The organism is Actinomadura decatromicini, assembly GCF_008121305.1.
Classification (GTDB): domain Bacteria; phylum Actinomycetota; class Actinomycetes; order Streptosporangiales; family Streptosporangiaceae; genus Spirillospora; species Spirillospora syzygii.
Genome location: NZ_VSRQ01000002.1, coordinates 1,018,506 through 1,039,626, shown reverse-complemented (window position 1 = coordinate 1,039,626; position 21,121 = coordinate 1,018,506). Strand labels below are relative to the sequence as shown.

The window sequence follows — 21,121 nt, the reverse complement described above, 5'->3', positions numbered from 1 at the left end:
GTCTCCTCGGTCGGGTCGGTCGGAGGGTCACCACGCGGACCAGCCGCCGTCCACGTACACGACCTGCCCGGTCATGTACGCGGCGGCGGGGCTCGCGAGCAGGAGCAGGGGCCCGGCGAAGTCGGCGTCCGGGTCGCCGAGGCGGCCGAGCATGGTGCGTTCGCCGAACCACTTCAGCCGCTCGGGCTGCGCGCCGAGCGCGGCCGTCATCTGCGTCGGGTAGAAGACGCCGGGGGCCAGGCAGTTGACGTTGACGCCGTGCGGGCCGAGTTCGGCAGCGAGCGCCCGCGTGACATTCACAACCCCGGCCTTGGACGAGTAGTACGCCGACTCCGGCACCGGACCGACCCGTTCGGCGTAGACGGTGGTGAGGTTGACGATGCGCCCGCCATGTCCCTGCCGGGTGAGGGCCTTGCCCGCCTCGCGTCCGACCAGCCAGGTCCCGGTCAGGTTGACCCGGACGACGTGCTCGAACTCGTCCACCGTCGTCTCGTCGTAGGGCTTGCGCAGCATGACGCCCGCCGCGTTGACGACGATGTCGAGCCGTCCATGCTCGGCGACCACGGCATCGAGGGCAGCGGTTACGGATGTTTCGTCGGTGACGTCGATCTCGTGCGCGCTCGCGCCGCGGTCGCGTGCGGTGGCGGCGAGGTCGGCGGCGCGGGACGGCAGGTCGGCGGCGGCGACCGTCGCGCCCGCGTCCGCGAGGGCCCGCGCCGCGCGCTCCCCGAGGCCGCCGGACGCCGCGCCGACCACCAGCGCCACCTGCCCGGACAGGTCGAACAGTTCCGCTGACCTCACCATTCGAGCTCGCTTTCCTCGTTTGCCGCGTTGCGTCCGGCGAGGCGGCCGAAGACGCCCGACTTTCCGATGGACGTCCCGGTCATGTAGCCCGCGCCGTGCAGCCCGCCGGTGATCTCACCGGCGGCGTAGAGGCGCTCGATCGGCGCGCCCCACCAGTCGAGGACGCGCATTCGCGTGTCGACCGTGAGCCCGCAATAGGTGGCGAGCATGACCGTTCCCGACGGGTGCGCGTAAAAGGGCGGACGGTCGATCGGTGTCGGCTTCCCGACTCCCCCGGACAGGTGGGCCCGTCCGAGCGGATCGGGTTCGCCTCGCTCGATCGCCGTGTTGTATTCGGCGACCGTCCGCTGCAAGGAGCCTTCGGGGAGGCCGATCTCGGCTTCGAGCGCGGCGATCGTGTCGGCCTTGGCGAGCATTCCGGCGCGTTCCCGTCCGGCGAACTCGTAGATGGGGACCTCGTCGTTGGCCTGGGCCATCGTCCGGGCGTCGAAGACCTGCCAGGTCGTCACGCCGGGCTGGACGAGCGCGGCGTCCCCGATCTCCTTGTAGTTCCTCGACTCGTCCACGAACCGGCGGCCTTCGCGGTTGACCGCGATCGCGCCCTTGTAGACGGCGAGGATTCCGGTGCCGTCCTCGTCCGGATGCTCGACGTGGTAATGGCCGTAAGTGCCCTTGATATAAGGGGTGTCGCGCAGGCCCGCGCCCAGTGCCATGGCCATTTTCAGGCCGTCGCCCTGATTGCCCGCGCCGCCTTGGCGCAGCGCGTGCTCCATTTGCGGCGCGAACGTGGCGAGCAGTTCCGGGTTCATGGAGAAGCCGCCGGTGGCGAGGACGACCGCGTCCACGCGCACCTCGCGTCCGTCCGCCAGGCGGACGCCGGTCACCCGCGTGCCGTCGTGCAGGAGCCGGTCCGCCGCCGCGTCGAACATGAGCCGCGCGCCGCGCTCACCGGCCGCCCTGAGCAGTAGTTCCAGCATGCGGGTGGTGTCGGTGGGGTGGCTGCGCGGCGCCGACTGCCCGGACGCGGCGTGGATCTCGCCGTACCGGACGCCGTGCCCCTTCAACCAGCGGTACGTCGCGAGCTGGTGCTCGCAGTACAGGTCGACCAGCGCCGGGTCGTTGCGGTTCTTGCCGACGTCGAGCAGGTCCTTGCGGAGCAGGTCGACGGAGTCGGCGATGCCCTGCTCGGCTTGCTCGTCGGTCTCGGAAAAGGCGGAAAGTCCGGCGGACTTCACGGTGGAGCCGCCGATCTCGCCCGTCTTCTCCAGCAGCAGGGCGTATTGCCCGGCCTCGGCGGCGGCGAGCAGCGCGGCGCATCCCGCGAGCCCGGCGCCCAGCACCAGGACGCCGACGCGCTCGGGCAGCTCCGTCTCGACCGGCAGGCCGCCGGGGGCGGAACTCACCCGAAGCTCCCGAACTCGCGGTCGAGCGCGCTCTCGGCGGCGCTGAACCTCGGCAGGTTGAAGAGGTTCTGCCGCTGCGTCCAGTCGGCCATCCGTCCGGCGCGGGACGCGGTCTCCCCGTGTTCCCGCAGGTGCGCGAGCGCCTCACGGCCCGCGAAGTGCATCGAGCGCATCAGGTAGTTGGCGAAGAGCACGACGCCGAAGCCGAGTTCGGCGTATTCGGAAACCGTGAGCTGCGGCGTCTTGCCGCCCTCGACGACGTTGACGACCAGCGGGATCCCGGCCAGCTCGCGTCCGACGAGGGCCAGCTCGTCCACGGTCCGGGGCGCCTCGACGAACAGGACGTCGGCCCCTGCCTCGGCGTAGGCACGGCCCCGCTCGATCGCCTCGTCGATCCCGTGGACGGAGCGGGCGTCGGTGCGGGCGATGATCACGAGCCGGTCGTCCGTCCGCGCCTCGCAGGCCGCCGCGATCTTGGTCTGCATGTGCCCGGCGGGGATCAGCGCGTGCGAGTCGAAATGCCCGCACCGCTTGGGCATTTCCTGGTCTTCGAGTTGGAGGCCCGCGACCCCGGCGCGCTCCAGCAGCCGGACGGTCCGCATCGCGGCGAGCGGCCCGCCGTAGCCGGTGTCGGCGTCGCAGACCAGCGGGACGCGGGTCGCCTCGGCGAGCCGTCCGGCGTGGTCGACCACCTCGGCCTGGGAGATCAGCCCGATGTCGGGCAGGCCGTAGCCCGCGTTGGCGAGCCCGGCGCCGGTCGCGTATGCGGCGGCGAAGCCCGCCTCCTCCACGAGCCGGGCGCCGAGCGCGTCGGTCACGCCCGGCAGCACCAGCGGAGCCCCGCCGGAGGCGAGCGCGGAGCGCAGCGCGACCCGCTTGTCGTGGGCGCTCGGACCGGGCCCGACGCCGGTCAGCGACGCGAGCAGGCCCGGCTCCCAGGGCGGGGTGTGCGGCACAACGACTCCTCCATGTAGTGATTACTACAGAGCCTAACCGTGACACCAGTCACCGCCGCAACGCAACCCCGGTCCAGGGCTTGCCATCTTCAGCTCACAATTTACGCTGGAGCCTCTTGCCTTCCCTGGAACGATCGCTCTACGGTCCATGTAGTGACTATTACAGAGATGTCGGTCACCTGGTGACCGTCCACCCTGACCACCCCGACCACCGAAGGAACTGACGCCGATGACCGTCCTGGACGAGATCCGCCGGTTGGAGCCGGAGTTTCGCGCCGAGGAGGACCTGTCGGCCGAGCAGCGCTCGCTGACCGGCCGGGCCTTCACGTTCATGCAGGAGTCCGGCCTGATGCGCGGCCTCCAGCCGAAGCGCTGGGGCGGCGCCGAGCTGTCGCTGCGTGAGCACCTCACCGCCGTCTACGAGCTCGGCCGGATCGCGCCGTCGGCGGGCTGGGTGGCCGGGGTCATGGGCTCGCACCCGTGGCAGCTCGCGCTGTTCCCCGAGGAGACGCAGGCCGAGATCTGGGAGTCCGACCCGGACTGGAACGCCTCCTCGTCCTACGCGCCGACCGGGAAGATCGAGCCGGTCGACGGCGGCTACCGGGTGTCGGGACGCTGGTCGTTCTCGTCCGGCTGCGACCACGCGCAGGGCGTGATCCTCGGCGGGTTCGCCGGGAAGGTCGAGGCGGCGCCGGGCGTCGAGGTGCCGAACTACGGATCCGCGCTGCTGCACCGCGACCAGTACGAGATCGAGGACACCTGGCACGTGCGCGGGTCGCGCGGCACCGGCAGCAAGGACATCGTCGTCGCGGACGCGTTCATCCCCGCGCGGCGCTTCCTGTCCAGCCCGCTGTACGAGTACAACCCGGACCGTCCCGCGCCCGGCATGGAGACCAACCCGGCCGCGCTCTACAAGGTGCCGTGGGCGGTGATGTTCAACCTGGTCCTCGTCGCGCCGATGCTCGGGCTCGGGCGCCGCGTCCTGGACGACTGGACGTCCGACACCCGCGTCCGCAAGGCGAACTGGGGCGGCACCTACGCCGACGACCCGCTGATGCAGATGCACCTCGCCGAGGCCGAATGGGTGCACGACGCGGCCGTCATGAAGATGTACGACGCGATCGACACGATCACCGAGGCCGCCGAGGCGGGCGTGCACCTCGACAAGCGGCAGCGGGCGCGGCTGCGCTGGAACGTCACCAAGGGCTGCCAGGAGGTCGGGTTCGCGATCAACAAGCTGATGCGCGCCGCGTCCGGCCGGACGGTCTTCGTCGACCACCCCCTCCACCGCGTCTACCAGGACGTGATCGCCGAGCTCGGGCACGCGTTCCTCGTCTCCGACGGCGTCGGCCGGTACTACGGCGCCGCGCTTCTCGACTCGTCCGCTCCGGAGGTCATGCTGTGATTTCGCAACTCGCTTACCTGGGGATCGCGTCCCCGAAGGCCGAGGAGTGGCGCGACTACGCCACCCGGCTGCTCGGCGCGGTCATCGCCGAGGACGGGGCGGACGGCGCCGTCCGGGTCAAGGTCGACGACCGGGGCTACCGCATCGCCGTCCACCCGGCGGAGCGGGACGAGCTTCGCTACGTCGGCTGGGACTGCGGCAACGAGACCGTCCTGCGGTCGTACGTCGCGGAACTGCGCGGCAAGGGCGTGGACGTGCGCGACGGCGGCGCGGACGAGCTGAAAGAACGGCAAGTCGCGGAGCTGTACTGGTTCACCGACCCGTTCGGCAACCGGCATGAGCTGGTCTGGGGCCAGTACTCGCACCCGAACTCGTTTTTTCCGGGGCGTCCCATGCGGGGCCGCTTCGTCACCGGCGACCTGGGGCTCGGGCACATCGTGCTCATCGTCCCGAACCTGGACGAGGCGAACGCCTTCTACGCGGACACGCTGGGCTTCCGCCTGTCCGACCGGGTGAAGAGCGACATCTTCAACCTGCGCTTCTACCACTGCAACGGCCGCCACCACTCGCTGGCCGTCGCGGAGATCCCCGGCATGACCGGGATCAACCACCTGATGCTGGAGGTCGAGTCGTTCGACGACCTCGGCACGGCGATCGACCTGTTCACGGCCGACCCGGAGCGGGAGATCCTGCTGTCCCTCGGACGGCACACCAACGACCTGATGACGTCGATCTACGTGCAGACGCCGTCCTCGATGCAGATCGAGTACGGGCACGGCGGGATCACGGTGGACGACCTGACCTGGGTCGCGGGCACGCACGACCTGCCGTCCATCTGGGGGCACCACCGCTCCCAGGCGTACCTGGACGGCCCGCCCGGAATTTTCCGGACCCTCCCCGAGGCGGCCGAATGAGCGCCTCCGGGATCCGGGTCGAGGACGTCGCGATCGGCGGCGGCCGTCACCTGCGCGTCAACCAGACCGGCACGCCGGGCGCGCCCACGCTGCTCTTCCTGCACGGTTCCGGGCCCGGGGTGACGGCCGCGTCGAACTGGCGGGAGGTCATCGAGGGGCTCGGCGACACTTTCCACTGCGTCGCGCCCGACATCCTCGGCTTCGGCGACTCCAGTTTTCCGGACCCGCAGCCGAAGGGCTTCAAGGCGCAGGCGGAGGTCCGCATCGACGCGCTTTTCCAGCTCGTGGACGCGTTGGGCCTGGAGAAGGTCGTCCTCGTCGGAAACTCGATGGGCGGGATGTACTCGCTGCGGATGGCGCAGCTCCGTCCCGAACTGGTCGAGGGGATCGTGCTGATGGGCTCGGGCGGCATGCCCGGCCTGGAGCCGACACCCGAACTGATCAAGCTGATCACGTACTTCGACGACCCGACCGTGGAGGCGATGGCGGATCTGCTGATCCAGTTCGTCCACGACAAGAGCGCGTTCGGCGACACGGTGGAGAAGGTCGCGGCCGAGCGGATGCCGATCGTCCGGCGGCCGTGGATCGAGGCGGGGCACCGGGCGATGTTCGGCCCGGAGATGCTGAGCTTCACGCCGGACGACCTCGCGAAGATCGACTTTCCGACGCTCGTGGTGCACGGCCGCCAGGACGTGATCGTCCCGCTGGAGTGCAGCTACTACCTGGCCGAACACCTCCCGCGGGCGGATCTCTACGTGATCAACGAGTGCGGGCACTGGACGCAGATCGAGCAGGCCGCGCGCTTCCAGGCGATCGTGCGGACCTTCCTCGGAGGACGGAACGAATGAGCATGATCGACAAGGCGCGGGCGGCCGCGCCGGCGCTCGCGGCGGCCGACGCTTCAAGCGCTGAGCAGGGAAAACTCACCGCGGAGGCGGTGGCCGCGCTCGACTCGACGGGCGTGCTCCGCGCGCTCCAGCCCGCTCGATGGGGCGGCGGCGAGGTCCATCTCGCCGAGTACGCGGAGACGGTGATCGAGATCGGGCGGGCGTCGGCGTCCGCCGGGTGGGTGGCGTCCGTCGTGGGCGTCCACCCGTGGCAGATCGCATTGTTTCCGGAGGAAACGCAGAAGGAGATCTGGGGCGCTGACCCGGGGCGGCGGATCGCGTCGTCCTACACGCCGACCGGGAAAATCGAGAAAGTCCCCGGCGGGTACCAGGTGTCGGGACGCTGGTCGTTCTCGTCCGGCAGCGGGATCTGCTCCGGCGTCATCCTCGGCGGCATCGCCGGACGGCGCGAGCTGAACGGCGTCGAGTACCCCGACTTCACGTCCGTGATCCTCGACGAGGGCGACTACCGGATCGAGGAGACCTGGAACGTCGCGGGCCTGCGCGGCACCGGCTCCAACGACATCGTGGTGGACGGCGTGTTCGTCCCCGAGCACCGCGGCCAGTCGCACGTGTTCTACACGCACGGCCTCGGCACGCCCCTGCCCGGCCAGGAGTTGAACGACGGCCCGCTGTACCGGACGCCCTGGGCCGTCACCTTCAACCTGATCATCGCGGCGGGCGCGCTGGGCGCGTGCCTCGGTTTCTACGACCAGTGGGTCAGCGAGACGCGCGGCCGCCGGACCAACTACGGGCAGCTTCTCCGCGAGGAGGCGACCGTCCAGAACCAGGTCGCGGAGGCGGCCTGGCAGCTCGACGCGGCCGTCCTCAAGGTGCGACGCACCGCCGACGAACTGATGCAACACGCGGAACGCCACGAGATCCCGTCACTGGAGCAGCGCGCCTTCTGGCGCTGGGACGTGGCCCGCTCGGCGAACGCGGCCCTCGACACCGTCCAAACCCTGATGCGGGTGTCGTCCGGCCGTTCGGCCTTCATCGACCACCCTCTCCAGACGAAGTTCCAGGACGCGGTGGCCGCCGGAAGCCACGCCTTCCTCTTCGGCGACCCCCTGGCCAAGGCATGGGGCGGACGCCACCTCGGCGCCGAAAAGCCCGCGGAGGTGCACCTGTGACCTCCCCGATCACCTCCTCCGACATCGCGGTCAGCGTCGGCGGAGACAAACTGACGTTCCGCCTCCACGAGTCCGGCACCCGCGCCACGGAAGCCGTACTTTTCCTGCACGGTTCCGGCCCCGGCGCCACGGGCCTGTCGAACTGGGAACGCACAATCGCCGACCTCGGCGACCGCTTCTGGTGCCTGGCCCCCGACCAGATCGGCTTCGGCGACTCCACCCACCCGCTCGACCCGCCCCGCGGAATGGGCCCGTTCAACGAACTCCGAGCCGAAGCCCTACTGGCCCTGGTGGACGTCCTCGGCCTGGAGAAGGTCCACCTGGTCGGCAATTCCATGGGCGGACAACTGGCCATCCTGATGACGCTGGCCCGTCCCGACCTGGTCGGCAAGGTGCTGCTCATGGGCAGCGGCGGCGCGCCGAACATGCCGGTCAGCCCCGGCCTGACGCACCTCCGCGAGTTCTACGCCTCACCAAGCGCGGAATCCCTGAAGGGCCTGCTCAGCGAGTTCGTGTACGACCTAGAACCCATGCTCGACACCGTAGACCGCGTAGTGGCCGAGCGAATGTCCTACGTGAACCGCGACGACGTCCGCCGGTCGCACGAGGCGTCCTTCGACCCGAACGGCACCCGCCGCTTCTTCACCCGCGAAGAGCTGGCGACCATCACACACGACGTCCTATGCGTCCACGGCCGCGACGACCGAATCATCCCGGTAGAAGCAAGCCGCTACTTCGCCGACGCACTCCCCAAGGCCAACCTCTACGTAATCGCCCAATGCGGCCACTGGACCCAAATAGAACACCCCGAAAAATTCGAGACCCTCCTCTTGGCCCTCCTCAACAACCAGATCTAACGTCGCCGTCCGGCACAGCGAGGCGGCACAGCTCTTCCCAGCCTCATACCGCCTCGCTGGTGCCGACCCTGACATCGGACAAAGCCTCGACCAGCTCCACGGTGAAGGCGCGGACCTCTTCAGTGCTCAGGTGACGGATCCACGGGAACACGTCGGGCATGGCGATGAGAAGACTCCTCTCAGTTGCCCTCGTATCTGGAGAGGTCTTCGGTGGTGCCGACCAGGCGGAACACTTGGCCTCCCGGGGCTTGGAAGTACAGGTGCGGATCCGGGACGTCGAGTACTTTGACGCCGAAGTCGATGATTCTCTGTCGCATTTTCTCGACGTCCTCGGCCTTGAGTTCCAGGAAGATCGCCTTCAGGAAGTCGTCATCGGTCAGGGCGTCCTCTGCGGCGTAGGTCACGCCCTTGTCCACATCTCGCCCGTCACCGGCTTCGTAGAGAAAGGCGATATAGAACTCGTCTCCTATTCGGAAGTCGTCCTTGTCGTCGAACTTCCTGAGGAGTTCGCAGCCCAGGACGTCGCGGTAGAACTTCCGGATTTTGTCCCGTTCCGTCCTGCGCACTCGAACCGCCGAATGGTTCCCGAAGATTACTTGGGTCATGATCTCGCTCTCCTGCATGCGGGCCCTGACGGTCGGGCCTATTCGTTTTTCGGGCGCAGTGCCTGGATCGACTCGGCGATCGTCTTGATGCGGCGTAGGCGCGCGTCCCATGCCGCGCCGACCGAGGCCAGTTGCTCGACGGCGCGGGCGAACTGCGCTTCGTTGACGACGTAACGCACCTCGCGGCCCTCCTTGCGAGGCACGACCAGTTCGGCGCGCTCCAGGACGCCCAGATGCTTCGCGACCGCCTGGCGCGTCACCGGCAGATGGCCGCTCAGGCTCGTCGCCGTGCCGGAGCCGTCGGCGAGCAGCACGTCCAGCAGGCGACGCCGGGTCGGGTCGCCGATGGCCGCCCACAACTCGTCGTCGATCGTCGAGGTCACGACCGCACCAGGCCCGCCACGTAGGCCGCCAGGTTCGGGAGGTGCTCGTCCCAGCCGACACGATGGCTGCGGTAATGCGCCTCAAGCTGCGCGGCCTCCCAGCCGATCTCCCGGAAGCCGGCCTCGGTCAGGCGCAGCAGCGTCCCACCGTCGGCGGGCACCAGCTCGAACGTCACGAGGAGCGAGTTCTGCGGCGTCGCCTGCTGATCCTTCGGGTGAACCCAGCGGAAGACGAACCGCCGCGGCGCGTCCGCCTCGACGACGTGGATCGGCACGACGAGCGTGCCGGTACCGTCCCGCCGTTGCCTGGTCATCCGCCCGTCGCCCCCCGGCACGGCCGGGAACGAGGCGTCAAATCCCCACCATTGCGCGATGTGCTCAGGTTTCGTGATGACCTCGTAGACGACGTCGGGAGTGGCGTCGACATGGATCTCGCGCCCGATGGAGCCGTACTCCATGACCCCTCCCCAGCAAGTAGCAACCATTGGTTGCACTTTAGCTCGCGCCCCATCGACACGCAACCATCGGTTGCGATGATCTGTAATCACATGGTCACTGAGCGGGGTTCTGGGGTACTGGTGCCGAGAAGCGGGGCTCCGGGCCGCGCGGTGGGCAAGGAGGACCAGTCATGCGCAAGCCCGGGCCGAGCCCGGTCGACCGCGCACGAACGGGCTCCAAGCACCACATCCTGACCGACGGCTGGTCGCAGCCAAGGGCATCAAGCACCGGAGCGGCCGCCGCGACACCAAGCACGGCTCCGGCCTGGGCAAGCACCGCTACTTCGTCGAACGGACAATCGCGCTGCTGCGCTGGTTCCGCCGCCTGCGCATCCGCTGGGGGATCCGCGACGACGTCCACGAGGCGTTCCTGACCCCGGCCGCCTCCATCATCTGCTGGCGCCGCCTCGTCCGCTGATCTTTCCGCTAGGACCTCCAAGACTCAGTGGGCGTCGGGTTTGCCTGGGAACGTGCACGTGCGCGGAGGAACCAGTGCGCGGCGACCAAGGGGATGACACCGGCGGGGTACCAGGCGACATCAATGAGGTCGAACCGAGCACCTAGCAGTTGGCGCGCGAGCCAGCTGCGTTGGGAAAGTGCCGCTGGCACGGGAGTGAGCTGTGCGAACTCGATGAACCAGCAATACGCGATCACGGCGCTGCCAGCGGGCACAGGGGAGATCCGCGGCCAGATGAAGATCACTATCGCGTAGACGATGATCGCGGACAAGGCGGCGCCTGAGTACTGTTCGATAGGCCCGTCCATCACGGCGCGGATTGCGTAGGCCGCGCCTGCGGAGCCAGCTGCCAGCACCACCATCAGCAGCCGGGTCAAGCGCGTTGCGAGCGACATCGCGCGATCATAGGTGGCAGCGACGCCATGGCGCGATCGTCTGGTTGAATCAAGATCTCCAAGTGCGGCTGGAGTACCAGCGACCCCTCGACCACAGTGATCATTTGGTTAGGAGCTCTAAGCCCACGGAGAAGCAGCGTCACGCAGGTGTCAGCCGCCTGACAGCAGGAGCCTGGCGAAGCGGTCGGCTCAGGTTCCCCAGCCGAGCGCCTTTCGCAGTGCGGAGCTCGTTCCCGCGACCACTGCCGTCAGGGCGCGAAGGACCACGGATTTTCCACGTATTCTCACCTGAACCCGTTGTAGACCACGTCCTCTATATGCGCCTTGACCAGTCGGAGGTTCGGCGGCCCGTCACGTTCGGTCATTTTGTGGGTGACGCAGCGGATTACCTCCAGCTCCGGGTGCAGGTAGGCGTTGTCCTTTCTTCGCGCCCCGGCGATCTGGCTTATGGCGCCTCGTTCAGCCCAACGTACGAGGGTGGACGGCGACAGGCCGGTGAGTCTGCTCGCCTCATGGGTGCGGAGCCAGTTGCTGGTTTGGACGCCGTACAACACGGCGATCCAGCCCCAACTGATCCGGTCGGTCGTGTCGTTGATCGGGTCGACCAGGATCACGCGTTTACCACCTGGTTGCTGACTTCCAGTTCTGCCCACACGACCTTGCCCCAGGGGGCGACGGGGTAGAAGCCCCACCGCATAGAAAGGGCTTCGACCATCTGGAGGCCGCGCCCGGTCGTGGGGAGCTGATGTGTGAGGAGCGTGGAGTCGAACGATTGCAGCTCGGGTTCGCCGGGTAGGCGATCCCAGACTTCCACGGCCACGGTGGACGAAAAGCTCAGCACCCGAATGCGAATGTACTTGCATACGCCGTTCATCTGCCATTGATCCGTCTGGCAGATCTCACCGCATGCGTCCACGGCGTTCGTCACCAGTTCGCCGCCGACAGTGAGCATGTCGTCCACCACGCTGGGCGCTCCCCAGCGTTGGAGGTTCCGCTTCAGGAAGTGACGTGCGACGGCGAGGGAAGCGGGATGCCCGGTGATGTCGAGGATGTCACTGGAGCGGATGGGATTTGCCAGGTGCGTGGCGTGTTTGAGAGTCATACGTCGTCCTGCAGGCTGGGGCGATCGGGGATGAACTGAACTGCGACGTCCGAGGGTTCGAGGTCGGGGAGGAAGAGGCGCCGCGGCCTGCCGAAGGCGTGGCCGCGCCACCAGCCGGGATGCGGGTCGCTCGGGGGCGTAGAACGCGCCGACTACCGGGCCGTCCCGCTCGGCGATGATGAATACTCCGTTCTTGCTGTACATCTCGTATGCGCTATCGGGGGTCATATGGGCCGCCTTGCCGGGTCGATCACCTGCCGCCACCGCGACGGGGACCATTCCCGCCGGACGGCACGTGAGCGTCTTCCCGCTTTCCGCCCTCTGGAGGGCGGGGTTCACAGCCGCCGCCCCCGCCCGTGGTACTTATCGACCTCCGCGATACGCGCGGTGAGCATTTCGGGAGAGTCGCCCTCGACGATTCCGAACCACGGGTACGGCGGACGGGGCATGCCCCAGTAGTGGCCGGTCGCGTGCCCGTACCAGCACACCCACCGGCCGCGCGTTTGCGACTGGATGCTCTGCGCCGTTGTGTCTTGGGGCACTCTGCGTAGGAGGTCACTCCTAGTCGATGCCGGTTCGTGTAGGTTGCGCACGGGTCGGAACCACCTTTCCGATCAAGGCCCCGCATCCGGTGTTGGCGCACCGGTCGGGGCCGCCCTCATGTCGGGCGTCCCCACCTGCGGGTTACGCGCTCTCGGGGTATTCACAGTGACCCGAGCCACCTAAGATTGGTAGGCGAAAGCACAGGCACGCCGACCGGTCAACCCCCCGCCCCCCATGCGTGCGGAGATGTACCCCCCATGAATCAGCGCAACGGTAGGTCGCCCCGAAAGTTTCTTGGTAAGGAAATCATGCTTGCCCGCCAGGAAAAAGGGATGAATCGGGACGAACTGGCTAAGGCCGTCTTTGTGTCTGAATCCTCTATCCGACAGTGGGAGCGTGGCAGACGGATACCGCGCCCCGAAGACCTGATGAGTGCCGAAAAAATTCTCGGCCTCGGCGATGGGGAGAAGCCTGGCTTTCTCGCCAGGATGCGAAACGAGCTGGTTAGCGATGCGGTGCCGGTCGAGTGGTTCGGCCAGTGGCGGGAAGTCGAAAAAGTCAGCAACGCATGGTGGACGTTCGAGCCGCTTCTCATTCCTGGGCTGCTTCAGACCGAAGACTACGCAAGTACGGTCTTGCGTGCTTCGCATCGAAACGCCGATCCAAAACGCATGCTCGCCGAGCGTCTAGAACGTCAGCAACTCCTGGACGCGGAAGAACCTCCGAAGCTCGTAGCCTTGATCGCTGAGGGCGCTTTACGGAACTTGGTCGCCGATTGCAGGACCATGCGTGGCCAGCTTAGTCACCTGGTCGAGATGGCCCGACGAGCCAACGTCATCGTGCAAGTCATCCCTGCCGATTCCTCAGTGTGCGCCGGATTCCTAAGCGGGTTCGTCATCGCGAGCATTGAGAACGCCGAAGACGTCGCTTACGTAGACAACCAACTGACCGGCGAAGTAATCGAGGACACGCAAGAGGTAGCGCGCCTCAGGTACATGTTCGACGACTTTCGCGCAGAGGCCCTCCGAGCGCACGAGTCAATCAGCTTTATAATGAAGATAATCGAAGAACTATGGACGGAGTCGGATGATGAAATGGCGTAGGTCATCGCACACCGGGGCGAACGGAGGTAACTGCGTTGAACTCGCAGACCTTGACCGATCAATCGCCGTGCGGGATTCCAAGAACCCGGATGGCCCGACGCTGACTGTGGCGCGGCACACGTGGGCCGCCTTGCTCATTGACGTCAAGCGCGGTCGGCACGACCTATAAGGCGGTAAACCAGATAGCCCGCCCCAAAGAACCTCCCGTTGGGGGGTTCTTTGCGTCTATGCCTCCGCTCCAAGGGGAGCCGCACAAAGGAGCCGCCCCAAGGTCGTGCGGAGAGTCTCCGAGCACGAGAATTTATCGCGTTCATCAGGAGAGTGATCGAAGAACTATGGACGGAGTGAAAGTCATGAAATGGCGTAAGTCTTCGTACACTGGTGCCAACGGTGGTGACTGCGTTGAACTCGCAGACCTTGACCGGTCAATCGCCGTGCGGGACTCCAAGAACCCGGATGGCCCGACGCTGACTGTGGCGCGGCACACGTGGGCCGCCTTGCTCATTGACGTCAAGCGCGGTCGGCACGACCTATAAGGCGGTAAAGCAGATAGCCCGCCCCAAGATTTCGCCGGATGGCTCCCGAGTCCGTCGGACCCGGTATCCGAGTATCCGCAGGTCAGAGCCTACTTAGCAGTCTCCGTCGGACTCGGTGGGGTAACCCTTTGTGTCCAGGCCGTAGCCGTTTGCCCTCGGGCGCTGACGAAGGCGGCCCTGCGACCTACGCTGAGGTCATCGAGACCTCCGGGAAGGCAGGGCCATTGCGCGACGGAATCGTGGACGAGGTCGTCCCGGCTGACCTGAGGTCGGCGATCAATCCGCCTTGCGGATTCGGCGGCAACCCGCTGTACGGCACCGCCGACCTCGATCATCCTGACCTCGGCAGGCTCGGCCGCGCCGTCGACGCGGCTGCCGAGAAGTACCACGGCGACGACTACGACGGCTTCGCGGCGGTGATGCCTGCCCTCGTCCGGTCCGCGCACCACCACGTCGACGCCTACGACACCGGGGGCGACCGCCGCGAGGCGCTTCGCCTCCGCGCCCATGTCACTGGACTGGCCGGGCGGTACCTCATCCAGATCCGCGCGCACGACCTCGCGCTGATCGCGTTGCGTACGTCCCTGCGCGACGCACTGGAGATCGGGAACATCCCCCTGGCCGCGGCGTCGGTGTCCTCGCAGGCGTGGGCGATGCTGCGGCAGGGCCGCCTGGACGAGGTGCAACAGCTCTGCGTGGACGCCGCCGACCAGATCGAGCCGAAGACGTCCGCAGCCGCCCGGGGCGAATTGTCCGGCTGGCGATACCTGCTGAGACGTGCCGCTGCTGCCGCCTCCCGCAACAACCGTGCCGCCGAGGCGGGCGAATACGCGCGGAGGGCGGCGACGGCTGATGCGCGGCTCGGTGAGCAGACGCACGACTCGGCCAGACCCAAGACTTTCGGGCTGCTTGCAAGGATTGAGATATTCGACGACCGCCCGGACAAGGCAGTCCAGCCCGTGCAGGACACGTCTCGCGGCGTCGGACGCGTCACCACCTCGACGGACCGGCATCGCCTCGGCATGTCCAAGGGCGCGGCTTCAGCCCGAGGACGTCGACAAGGCGACTGACATTGATGCCTGAGCACAGTGCCCAGTCGAGTTCCCGCCGCCATCGACTTCACCGATGCCCGCGCGGCCACCGCGCGGATCGCGGCGGAGTTCGACGGCTGGGCGCCCGAGCTCACCGCGCTGATCAGCGACTGCGACACCGGGCCGGTCCTGCGGCCCCACTACGCTCTGCCGACCGAGCACCGATGGGGCCGGGTGCCCGGCGTGACGCTGCTCGGCGACGCCGCCCACCTCGCGGCCCCGAGCGGCGAAGGCGCCAACCTGGCCATGCTCGACGGCGCCGAAATGGGCAAGGCCATCGCCGCGCACCCTGACGACCCCGAAACCGCGCTGAGCGAATACGAGCAGGCCATGTTCGCCCGGAGCGCCGCGGTCATCGCCGAACACGAACAACTGAATGAGTTCCTTTTCGGCGACGACGTATCCCGCCTCGTGGAGAAATTCCAGCAGCGGCGTTGAGCCGGGACGGACCCGACTGGTCCTTGATGACTCTGCTTAGAAGAGGTCCCAGAAGTCGGGGCGTTGCTTCATTTGTTCGGCGGTTTCTTCGAGGATTATTTGGCCTGAGCGCATTACGTAGGCGCGGTCGGTTACCTGGAGGGCCTGTTTGACGTTCTGCTCCAGGAGGAGGATGCCGATCTGTTCGTCGTCGGCCAGGGAGCGCAGGCGGGCAAAGATGGTCTCCACGACAGACGGCGCCAGGCCCAGGGACGGTTCGTCCAGGAGTAGGAGGCGGGGGCGGGCCATCAGGGCCATTCCCAGGCTCACCATTCGTTGCTGGCCGCCCGACATTGAACCGGCTGGTTGCTTTTCGCGTTCGTCCAGGATCGGGAACAGTTCCTTGACGGCCGCCAGGCGTTCGGCGGTGTTGGTGCCGGAGGGGGCGTTCGCGGCGCCTAGGAGCAGGTTGTCATGTACTGAGAGGTCGGGGAACACGAAGCGTTCGGACGGGATCATCGCGGCGCCCGCCGCTACGGCGCGGCGGACGGGGCGGCGTGTTGTGTCTTGTCCGGCTATTCGGACCGTCCCGGAGCGGGGGCGGACGGCGCCTAGCACCGACCTGATCGTGGTCGTCTTTCCGGCGCCGTTGTGGCCCATCAAGGTGACGATCTCGCCCGCGTGTACACGGAGGGCGACGCCGTGCAGGACCTCTTTGCGGCCGTAGCCTGCGATCAGGTCGTTTACGTCGAGCAGTGGCTCGTTCTGCACCGTGGTCATCGCGTCCCCCTTACTGTGCGCCGAAGTAGGCTTCGGCGAGCCGGGCCGAGCCGGTCAGTTCCGCGAGCGTGCCGGACGCGGTGATCTCGCCCAGTTCCATGAAGTAGGTGTGGTCGGCCAGTTCGCGCACCACGTCGAGGTTGTGTTCCACGAGGCAGACGGTGCGGCCCTCCTCTCGGACGGCGGCGACCATGCTCAGCATGGTCTCGACCCAGGTGGCGTCTACGCCGGACGCGGGTTCGTCCAGCAAAAGGACGTCCGCGCGGGTGGCGAGAGCCCGTGCTAGCGAGACGAGTTTCGACTGTCCGTAGGAGAGCGCGTCGGCGGGCGTTCCGGCGTGGTCGGCCATGCCGACGAAGTCGAGCCATTCCATCGCCTGCGCGGCGACGGCGCGGTCGGCGCGGGAGACGGCGCGGCCGGGGACGAACAGGCGGCCGAGGCGTTCGCCCGGCTGGTCGGGGACGGCGAGCATGACGTTCTCCAGGCAGGTCAGGCGGTCGAGCAGCCGGACGTCCTGGAAAGTGCGCACCAGCCCGGCTCGGACGATCAGGTCGGGACGCATCCCGACCAGCTCCGCGCCGTTCAGCCGCACCGATCCCGTGTCCGGGACGACGGTGCCGGTGAGCAGGTTGAACGCCGTCGTCTTCCCGGCGCCGTTCGGGCCGACGAGTGCCGTGATGGTGCCGCGCCGCAGTTCGAGGGCGAGGTCCTTGGCGGCGGTGATGCCGCCGAAGCGCTTGGACAGGCCGTCCGCCCGCAGCACGACCTCCGCGTCCGCGTAGGGCGCCCCGGCGGACGGCGAGCGCGGCGTCGCCTTCGCGCCAGTGCCGGGCGGCGCTACGCGCTTCGACCGCTCCGGGAACAAGCCCTGCGGTCGGACGATCATCACGAGCACCAGCAGCGCGCCATAGAGGACGACCTGCCACAGCGCGGCCTGCGTGCTCTGCACGCCGAGAACCTCGCGCAACACCGGCTCGATCATCGTCAGGACGACACCGGCCACGATCGAGCCGACCAGGTTGGCGTTGCCGCCGACGATCACCATCGCGAACACCGCCATGGCGAGCGGGAAGCCGAAAGCGGACGGCGTCGCCTGCCCGAGCCAGCCCGAGTAGACGCCGCCGATCAGCCCGGTCAGCCCGCTGGTGATCGCGAAGATGCCGACCTTGCGGCCGAAGGTGTTCTTGCCGAGCGCGCGGGTCGCGACGGTGTCCTCTCGGATGCCCTTGAGGACGCGTCCGTACGGCGACTCGCCCAAGCGGTGGCAAACCGCGAACACCAGGACCAGCACGACGGCGGACGGAATCAGCCAGTCGGACGGCCCGTCCAACTCGAAGCCGAACAGGCGCAGGCCGTCGACGCCCGTGAGGCCCATGACGCCGCCGAGCGAGTCGAACGTGGCGAAGACGCCGATGATCCCCAGCGAGAACGCGAGCGTCATCAGGATGAGGAACTCCTGCGCGAGCCCGAGCGCGATCAGCCCGATGACCACGCCGAACGCCGTCGCGACAAGCACGGCCACGACCAGCGACGCGAGGTAGGGCCAGCCGTGCTCGCCCGCGAGGAAACAGACGGCGTACCCGCCGACACCCGCGAACGCGGCGTGCGCGACCGACACCTGCCCGGCGTAGCCGACGAGCAGGTTGACGCTGACGGCGAGCGCCGCGAGCAGCAGCGCTTGGTCCAGATAGTTGATCCACACGGCGTCAGGCCCTCCGCAGCGACACGGAACGGAACCGGGGCAGCCGTCCGCGAACCGCGAGGAACGCGAGGTACCCGGCGAGGACGGTGAACACGGCGGTCTGCGTCCATTGCAGCGACAGCCAGATCGACGCCCACTGCTCCAGCAGTCCGAGCCCGATGCCGACCGGCAGCGCGCGCAAAGGAGACGAGCGCGTCCCGGCCAGGAACGCGACCACGAATCCGTAGATGACCGTCGTGTCGCCCATGGTGGGCTGCACCGTGTAGAGGAGGCCGTACCAGAGCGCGCACGCGCCCGAAATCAACCCGGCGATCGCGAAGCAGACGAGGTTGACCCGCCGGACGCTGATCCCCAGCACGGACGCCAGACCCGGGTTGCTGCGCACCGCCTTGATCGAACGTCCGATCGGCGTGAACGCGAGGAACGCCGCCAGCCCGGCGACCAGGACGAGGCAGGTCGCGACCTGGTCGATCTCGAAGTTGGAGATCCGGACCGGGCCGACGTCGTGCCGCACCTGGTCCGGCCCGTAGAACGGCAGGCTGCTGGTCCCGAACTTGAGCTGGAGCAGGGCGATGCCCGCCGTGCTGACGCCGATCGACGTCACCAGGACGGCGAGCATGGCGCGGTCGGCGGCGCGGCGCGCGACCGGCTCGTACACCCCGGCCTCCAGCAGGACGCTCACGACGACGGCCGTGGCGAGCCCGACCAGCGCGGACGGCCAGAACGGCACGCCGAGACCGTCCATCACCCAGAAGGCGATGTAGGGCGCGACGGTGTAGGTGAGCGCGTAGGCGAAGTGGAAGCGGGTGGTGACCCCGATGACGAGCGCCAGCCCGGCTCCGAGCGCCGCGTAGAACGCGCCTCTGACCAGGCCGTTCGCGGTCAGCTGCCAGAGTTCGGCGTCCAGCAGGTCGTGCATGGCTCCTCCGGAGTCGAGGCACGGGGGACGGCCCGCGCGGGCCGTCCCCCTACAGACCGATCAGTCCGCGAGGCGGAAGTCCTGACCCTTGACGTCGTAGGTGGCGAGCGGCTTGACCTTGCCGTCCTTGTACTCGAAGACGCCCATCGGGCGCTTCGCGACGCCGTGCGTGGCGAGGTCGATCTGGAGGGTGCCGACCGTCCCGCCGTCACCGCCGTAGACCGACGCGAACTTCGGGTCCTTCTCCAGCGCGGCCTTGAGCTGGGCGCTGTCGGACGGGTCTCCCCCGGCGGCGACGACGCGGCGGATGAGGTCCCAGACCATCAGGGTCTCCTCGTAGGCGTTCGCGGCGTAGAAGTCGGCGGGCTCCCCGTACGCCTTCTCGTAGGCCCCGGCGAACAGCTTGGCCAGCGGGTTGGACGGCTTGGCCGCGTCGAAGTAGTCCATCGCGAACTTGAAGCCGTCCTTGTCGAGCACGCCCTTGGACGCCTTGACGGCCTCCTGCGTGAACTCGATGCCGAGCAGCTCGCTGCCGATCCCGGCGCTCTTGGCCTGCGCGGCGAACGCGCCGGGCGCGGCGCCGCCGAAGGCGACCCAGAGCAGGTCGGGCTCGTTCTTCTTGACCTTGGAGATCATGCTCGCGTAGTCCTGCGAGCTGGGCGAGACGGTCTCCCACAGGCCGTTGAAGGTGAGGCCCGCGGCCTCGATCTTCGCCTTCATGTCGGCCTGGATCGCGGCGTTCAGCGGCCCGAGGTCGACGCCGACGAGGCCGACCGTCTTCCCCTTGGGGTTGGCGCGCTTGAACCATTCCAGCGCGCCGGGCACGGCGTCGGACGGCGCGACCTCGCGCGTCCCGTAGAAGTACTGGGTGCCCTTGGTGAAGACCTGGGCGCCGCCCACGCCGTCCAGGCTGAGGATCTTGTTCTTGTCGGTGTCGGCGAGCATCGCGCCGAGCCCGTCGCCCATCGAGGTGATCTTGGCCGGGACGCGCTCGGACGCCAGCTCGGACGCGGCCTGCTTGGCGGCGACCGGGTCGGGGCCCTTGATGTCCTTGACGCTCAGCGTGATCGTCGGGCCGCCGGCCGCCTTGATCTGCCTGGTGGCCAGCTCGATCGCGTTCTTCATGGAAGCGCCGTTGCTGGCGGACGGGCCGGACAGCGTCAGCGCGGCGCCGAGCTTGAACTCGACCTTGCCGCCGAGGTCGGTCCCGTCCTTGATGTTCAGGAGTTTGACCAGGTCGGTGGCCTGGCTCTGGGCGTCCTCGGCGCTGACTCCGGCATCGCCGGAGCCGCAGGCCGCGAGGGCCGCCGCGGTGAGCGCGGCGACGACGGGGGCGATCAGCCGCCGCCGGACGGTGGGGCCGCGGTGACTGGTGCGAGGGATGGGCATCCGGGTGGGCATCGTGTTCTCCGTTTCGCTGACCAACGCCGCGGCGTTGCCAGGAAGCACATGCGTCCGGGAAAATCCGTACTGATCACTACACTGACTGGAGTGATCACTACAGGGACGCAAGGCGACCGTACCCATGATGTGATGGGCGGCACAACCCCCTGCCGGGGCCGAGTTTCCAAAGGCCAGAGGAGTAGAAGCGGATGCGGAAGACGGCGCGTCGCCATCAACGGGGCGAGGAGTCGAGGTCGCGGATCCTGGAGGCGACGCTCGCGATCGCCGCCGAGCGCGGCTATGACGGCACCTCGATCGCCTTGGTCACGGAGGCGACCGGGCTGCCGGCGAGCTCCGTCTACTGGCACTTCCGCAACAAGGACGAGCTGCTCGCCGAGACCCTGGAGTTCAGCTACCGGCGCTGGCGCGAGACCGCCCCCACCTGGCAGGACCGGGTCGGCATCTCCGACCCGGCCGAGGAGGTCCGGGACCGGTTGCAGCGCGCCTCGCACGCGATCGCCGACCAGCCGGAGTTCTGGCGGCTCGGGCTGATGCTCGGGCTCGCGAACCGGCCGAAGGAGCCCGCCGCGCGGCGCCGCTACATCGAGGTGCGCGGCGAGACCCGCGCCGCCATCCGCGACTGGTGGGAGCAGGTCCTCCCGGACGGCGACCCGGACCGGGCGCGCGAGGTCGCCGACCGGATGTCCCGGTTCCACCTCGCCGTCATGGACGGGCTGTACATCGGCGTCCACTCGGGCCGGGGCTGGAACCTGGAGCGGATCGTCGACCTGATCGCCGCGGGCGTGCACGCGCAGGCCCTGAGCTGGCTGGACGAGGCGGCGTGACCAC

The 21,121-nt window shown here is 68.2% G+C and carries 25 protein-coding genes; 11 read left to right on the top strand and 14 right to left on the bottom strand.

Going from position 1 to position 21,121, the window contains the following annotated elements:
- Positions 1-27 precede the first annotated feature (27 nt).
- From FXF68_RS12565 to FXF68_RS12555, 3 genes are read right to left on the bottom strand one after another with little or no spacing between them, the layout of a single operon-like run.
- On the bottom strand, positions 28-804 hold the full coding sequence (locus FXF68_RS12565) for an SDR family oxidoreductase (RefSeq protein WP_148759069.1): 777 nt from the start codon (positions 802-804) through the stop codon (positions 28-30).
- Entirely contained in the window at positions 798-2,207 is a 1,410-nt protein-coding gene (locus FXF68_RS12560) for an FAD-dependent oxidoreductase (protein WP_148759068.1), read from the bottom strand. The genes FXF68_RS12565 and FXF68_RS12560 overlap by 7 nt, the downstream gene beginning before the upstream one ends.
- Positions 2,204-3,163 carry an isocitrate lyase/PEP mutase family protein gene (locus tag FXF68_RS12555; RefSeq protein ID WP_148759067.1) on the bottom strand — a complete coding sequence of 320 codons (960 nt, stop codon included), beginning with the start codon at positions 3,161-3,163 and terminating at the stop codon, positions 2,204-2,206. Before FXF68_RS12555 ends, FXF68_RS12560 begins: the two co-directional genes overlap by 4 nt.
- 229 nt (positions 3,164-3,392) lie before the next feature.
- Between FXF68_RS12555 and FXF68_RS12550 the strand changes: the two genes are divergently transcribed.
- The 5 genes from FXF68_RS12550 to FXF68_RS12530 are packed head-to-tail and all read left to right on the top strand — an operon-like array spanning position 3,393 to position 8,359.
- Positions 3,393-4,568: an acyl-CoA dehydrogenase family protein gene (locus FXF68_RS12550; protein WP_148759066.1), complete on the top strand. Its 1,176-nt coding sequence runs from the start codon at positions 3,393-3,395 to the stop codon at positions 4,566-4,568.
- On the top strand, positions 4,565-5,482 hold the full coding sequence (locus tag FXF68_RS12545) for a VOC family protein (protein ID WP_148759065.1): 918 nt from the start codon (positions 4,565-4,567) through the stop codon (positions 5,480-5,482). The genes FXF68_RS12550 and FXF68_RS12545 overlap by 4 nt, the downstream gene beginning before the upstream one ends.
- Positions 5,479-6,330, top strand: a complete 852-nt coding sequence (locus FXF68_RS12540; RefSeq protein ID WP_148759064.1) for an alpha/beta fold hydrolase — start codon at positions 5,479-5,481, stop codon at positions 6,328-6,330. The genes FXF68_RS12545 and FXF68_RS12540 overlap by 4 nt, the downstream gene beginning before the upstream one ends.
- Entirely contained in the window at positions 6,327-7,502 is a 1,176-nt protein-coding gene (locus FXF68_RS12535; protein ID WP_148759063.1) for an acyl-CoA dehydrogenase family protein, read from the top strand. Before FXF68_RS12540 ends, FXF68_RS12535 begins: the two co-directional genes overlap by 4 nt.
- Entirely contained in the window at positions 7,499-8,359 is an 861-nt protein-coding gene (locus FXF68_RS12530) for an alpha/beta fold hydrolase (RefSeq protein WP_222869899.1), read from the top strand. The genes FXF68_RS12535 and FXF68_RS12530 overlap by 4 nt, the downstream gene beginning before the upstream one ends.
- 179 nt (positions 8,360-8,538) lie before the next feature.
- Here the strand turns inward: FXF68_RS12530 and FXF68_RS12525 are convergent, their stop codons facing one another.
- The 7 genes from FXF68_RS12525 to FXF68_RS12495 all read right to left on the bottom strand — a co-directional run bounded on the left by FXF68_RS12525 (position 8,539) and on the right by FXF68_RS12495 (position 12,340).
- A complete protein-coding gene (locus tag FXF68_RS12525; protein WP_148759388.1) occupies positions 8,539-8,964 on the bottom strand; it encodes a VOC family protein in 426 nt (141 codons plus the stop codon).
- Between the two features lie 38 nt (positions 8,965-9,002).
- Positions 9,003-9,347 carry an ArsR/SmtB family transcription factor gene (locus tag FXF68_RS12520; protein WP_148759061.1) on the bottom strand — a complete coding sequence of 115 codons (345 nt, stop codon included), beginning with the start codon at positions 9,345-9,347 and terminating at the stop codon, positions 9,003-9,005.
- On the bottom strand, positions 9,344-9,805 hold the full coding sequence (locus FXF68_RS12515) for an SRPBCC family protein (protein WP_148759060.1): 462 nt from the start codon (positions 9,803-9,805) through the stop codon (positions 9,344-9,346). Before FXF68_RS12515 ends, FXF68_RS12520 begins: the two co-directional genes overlap by 4 nt.
- 465 nt (positions 9,806-10,270) lie before the next feature.
- Positions 10,271-10,696 carry a ribosomal maturation YjgA family protein gene (locus FXF68_RS12510; RefSeq protein WP_148759059.1) on the bottom strand — a complete coding sequence of 142 codons (426 nt, stop codon included), beginning with the start codon at positions 10,694-10,696 and terminating at the stop codon, positions 10,271-10,273.
- Between the two features lie 284 nt (positions 10,697-10,980).
- Positions 10,981-11,310 carry a MerR family transcriptional regulator gene (locus tag FXF68_RS12505; RefSeq protein ID WP_148759058.1) on the bottom strand — a complete coding sequence of 110 codons (330 nt, stop codon included), beginning with the start codon at positions 11,308-11,310 and terminating at the stop codon, positions 10,981-10,983.
- Positions 11,307-11,798 carry an ATP-binding protein gene (locus tag FXF68_RS42300; RefSeq protein ID WP_187437874.1) on the bottom strand — a complete coding sequence of 164 codons (492 nt, stop codon included), beginning with the start codon at positions 11,796-11,798 and terminating at the stop codon, positions 11,307-11,309. Before FXF68_RS42300 ends, FXF68_RS12505 begins: the two co-directional genes overlap by 4 nt.
- A gap of 335 nt (positions 11,799-12,133) precedes the next feature.
- On the bottom strand, positions 12,134-12,340 hold the full coding sequence (locus tag FXF68_RS12495; RefSeq protein WP_148759056.1) for a hypothetical protein: 207 nt from the start codon (positions 12,338-12,340) through the stop codon (positions 12,134-12,136).
- A gap of 258 nt (positions 12,341-12,598) precedes the next feature.
- Here FXF68_RS12495 and FXF68_RS12490 point away from each other — a divergent pair, with 258 nt between their 5' ends.
- The 5 genes from FXF68_RS12490 to FXF68_RS12470 all read left to right on the top strand — a co-directional run bounded on the left by FXF68_RS12490 (position 12,599) and on the right by FXF68_RS12470 (position 15,509).
- A complete protein-coding gene (locus tag FXF68_RS12490; RefSeq protein WP_148759055.1) occupies positions 12,599-13,444 on the top strand; it encodes a helix-turn-helix domain-containing protein in 846 nt (281 codons plus the stop codon).
- Positions 13,428-13,613, top strand: a complete 186-nt coding sequence (locus FXF68_RS12485; RefSeq protein ID WP_187437873.1) for a DUF397 domain-containing protein — start codon at positions 13,428-13,430, stop codon at positions 13,611-13,613. The genes FXF68_RS12490 and FXF68_RS12485 overlap by 17 nt, the downstream gene beginning before the upstream one ends.
- Before the next feature lie 58 nt (positions 13,614-13,671).
- A complete protein-coding gene (locus FXF68_RS44635) occupies positions 13,672-13,980 on the top strand; it encodes a DUF397 domain-containing protein (protein ID WP_342787122.1) in 309 nt (102 codons plus the stop codon).
- 239 nt (positions 13,981-14,219) lie between these two features.
- Entirely contained in the window at positions 14,220-15,050 is an 831-nt protein-coding gene (locus FXF68_RS12475) for a hypothetical protein (protein ID WP_148759053.1), read from the top strand.
- An 18-nt stretch (positions 15,051-15,068) separates the two neighbouring features.
- A complete protein-coding gene (locus FXF68_RS12470) occupies positions 15,069-15,509 on the top strand; it encodes an FAD-dependent oxidoreductase (protein ID WP_246178648.1) in 441 nt (146 codons plus the stop codon).
- 36 nt (positions 15,510-15,545) lie between these two features.
- Here the strand turns inward: FXF68_RS12470 and FXF68_RS12465 are convergent, their stop codons facing one another.
- The 4 genes from FXF68_RS12465 to FXF68_RS12450 are packed head-to-tail and all read right to left on the bottom strand — an operon-like array spanning position 15,546 to position 20,278.
- Positions 15,546-16,268 carry an ABC transporter ATP-binding protein gene (locus FXF68_RS12465; RefSeq protein ID WP_148759052.1) on the bottom strand — a complete coding sequence of 241 codons (723 nt, stop codon included), beginning with the start codon at positions 16,266-16,268 and terminating at the stop codon, positions 15,546-15,548.
- A 10-nt stretch (positions 16,269-16,278) separates the two neighbouring features.
- Entirely contained in the window at positions 16,279-17,970 is a 1,692-nt protein-coding gene (locus tag FXF68_RS12460) for a branched-chain amino acid ABC transporter ATP-binding protein/permease (RefSeq protein ID WP_148759051.1), read from the bottom strand.
- A 4-nt stretch (positions 17,971-17,974) separates the two neighbouring features.
- Entirely contained in the window at positions 17,975-18,889 is a 915-nt protein-coding gene (locus FXF68_RS12455) for a branched-chain amino acid ABC transporter permease (RefSeq protein WP_148759050.1), read from the bottom strand.
- 60 nt (positions 18,890-18,949) lie between these two features.
- Positions 18,950-20,278: an ABC transporter substrate-binding protein gene (locus FXF68_RS12450; protein ID WP_187437871.1), complete on the bottom strand. Its 1,329-nt coding sequence runs from the start codon at positions 20,276-20,278 to the stop codon at positions 18,950-18,952.
- 203 nt (positions 20,279-20,481) lie between these two features.
- On the opposite strand from FXF68_RS12450, the gene FXF68_RS12445 reads away from it, so the two are divergent.
- Positions 20,482-21,117: a TetR/AcrR family transcriptional regulator gene (locus FXF68_RS12445; protein ID WP_148759048.1), complete on the top strand. Its 636-nt coding sequence runs from the start codon at positions 20,482-20,484 to the stop codon at positions 21,115-21,117.
- Positions 21,118-21,121: the final 4 nt, after the last annotated feature.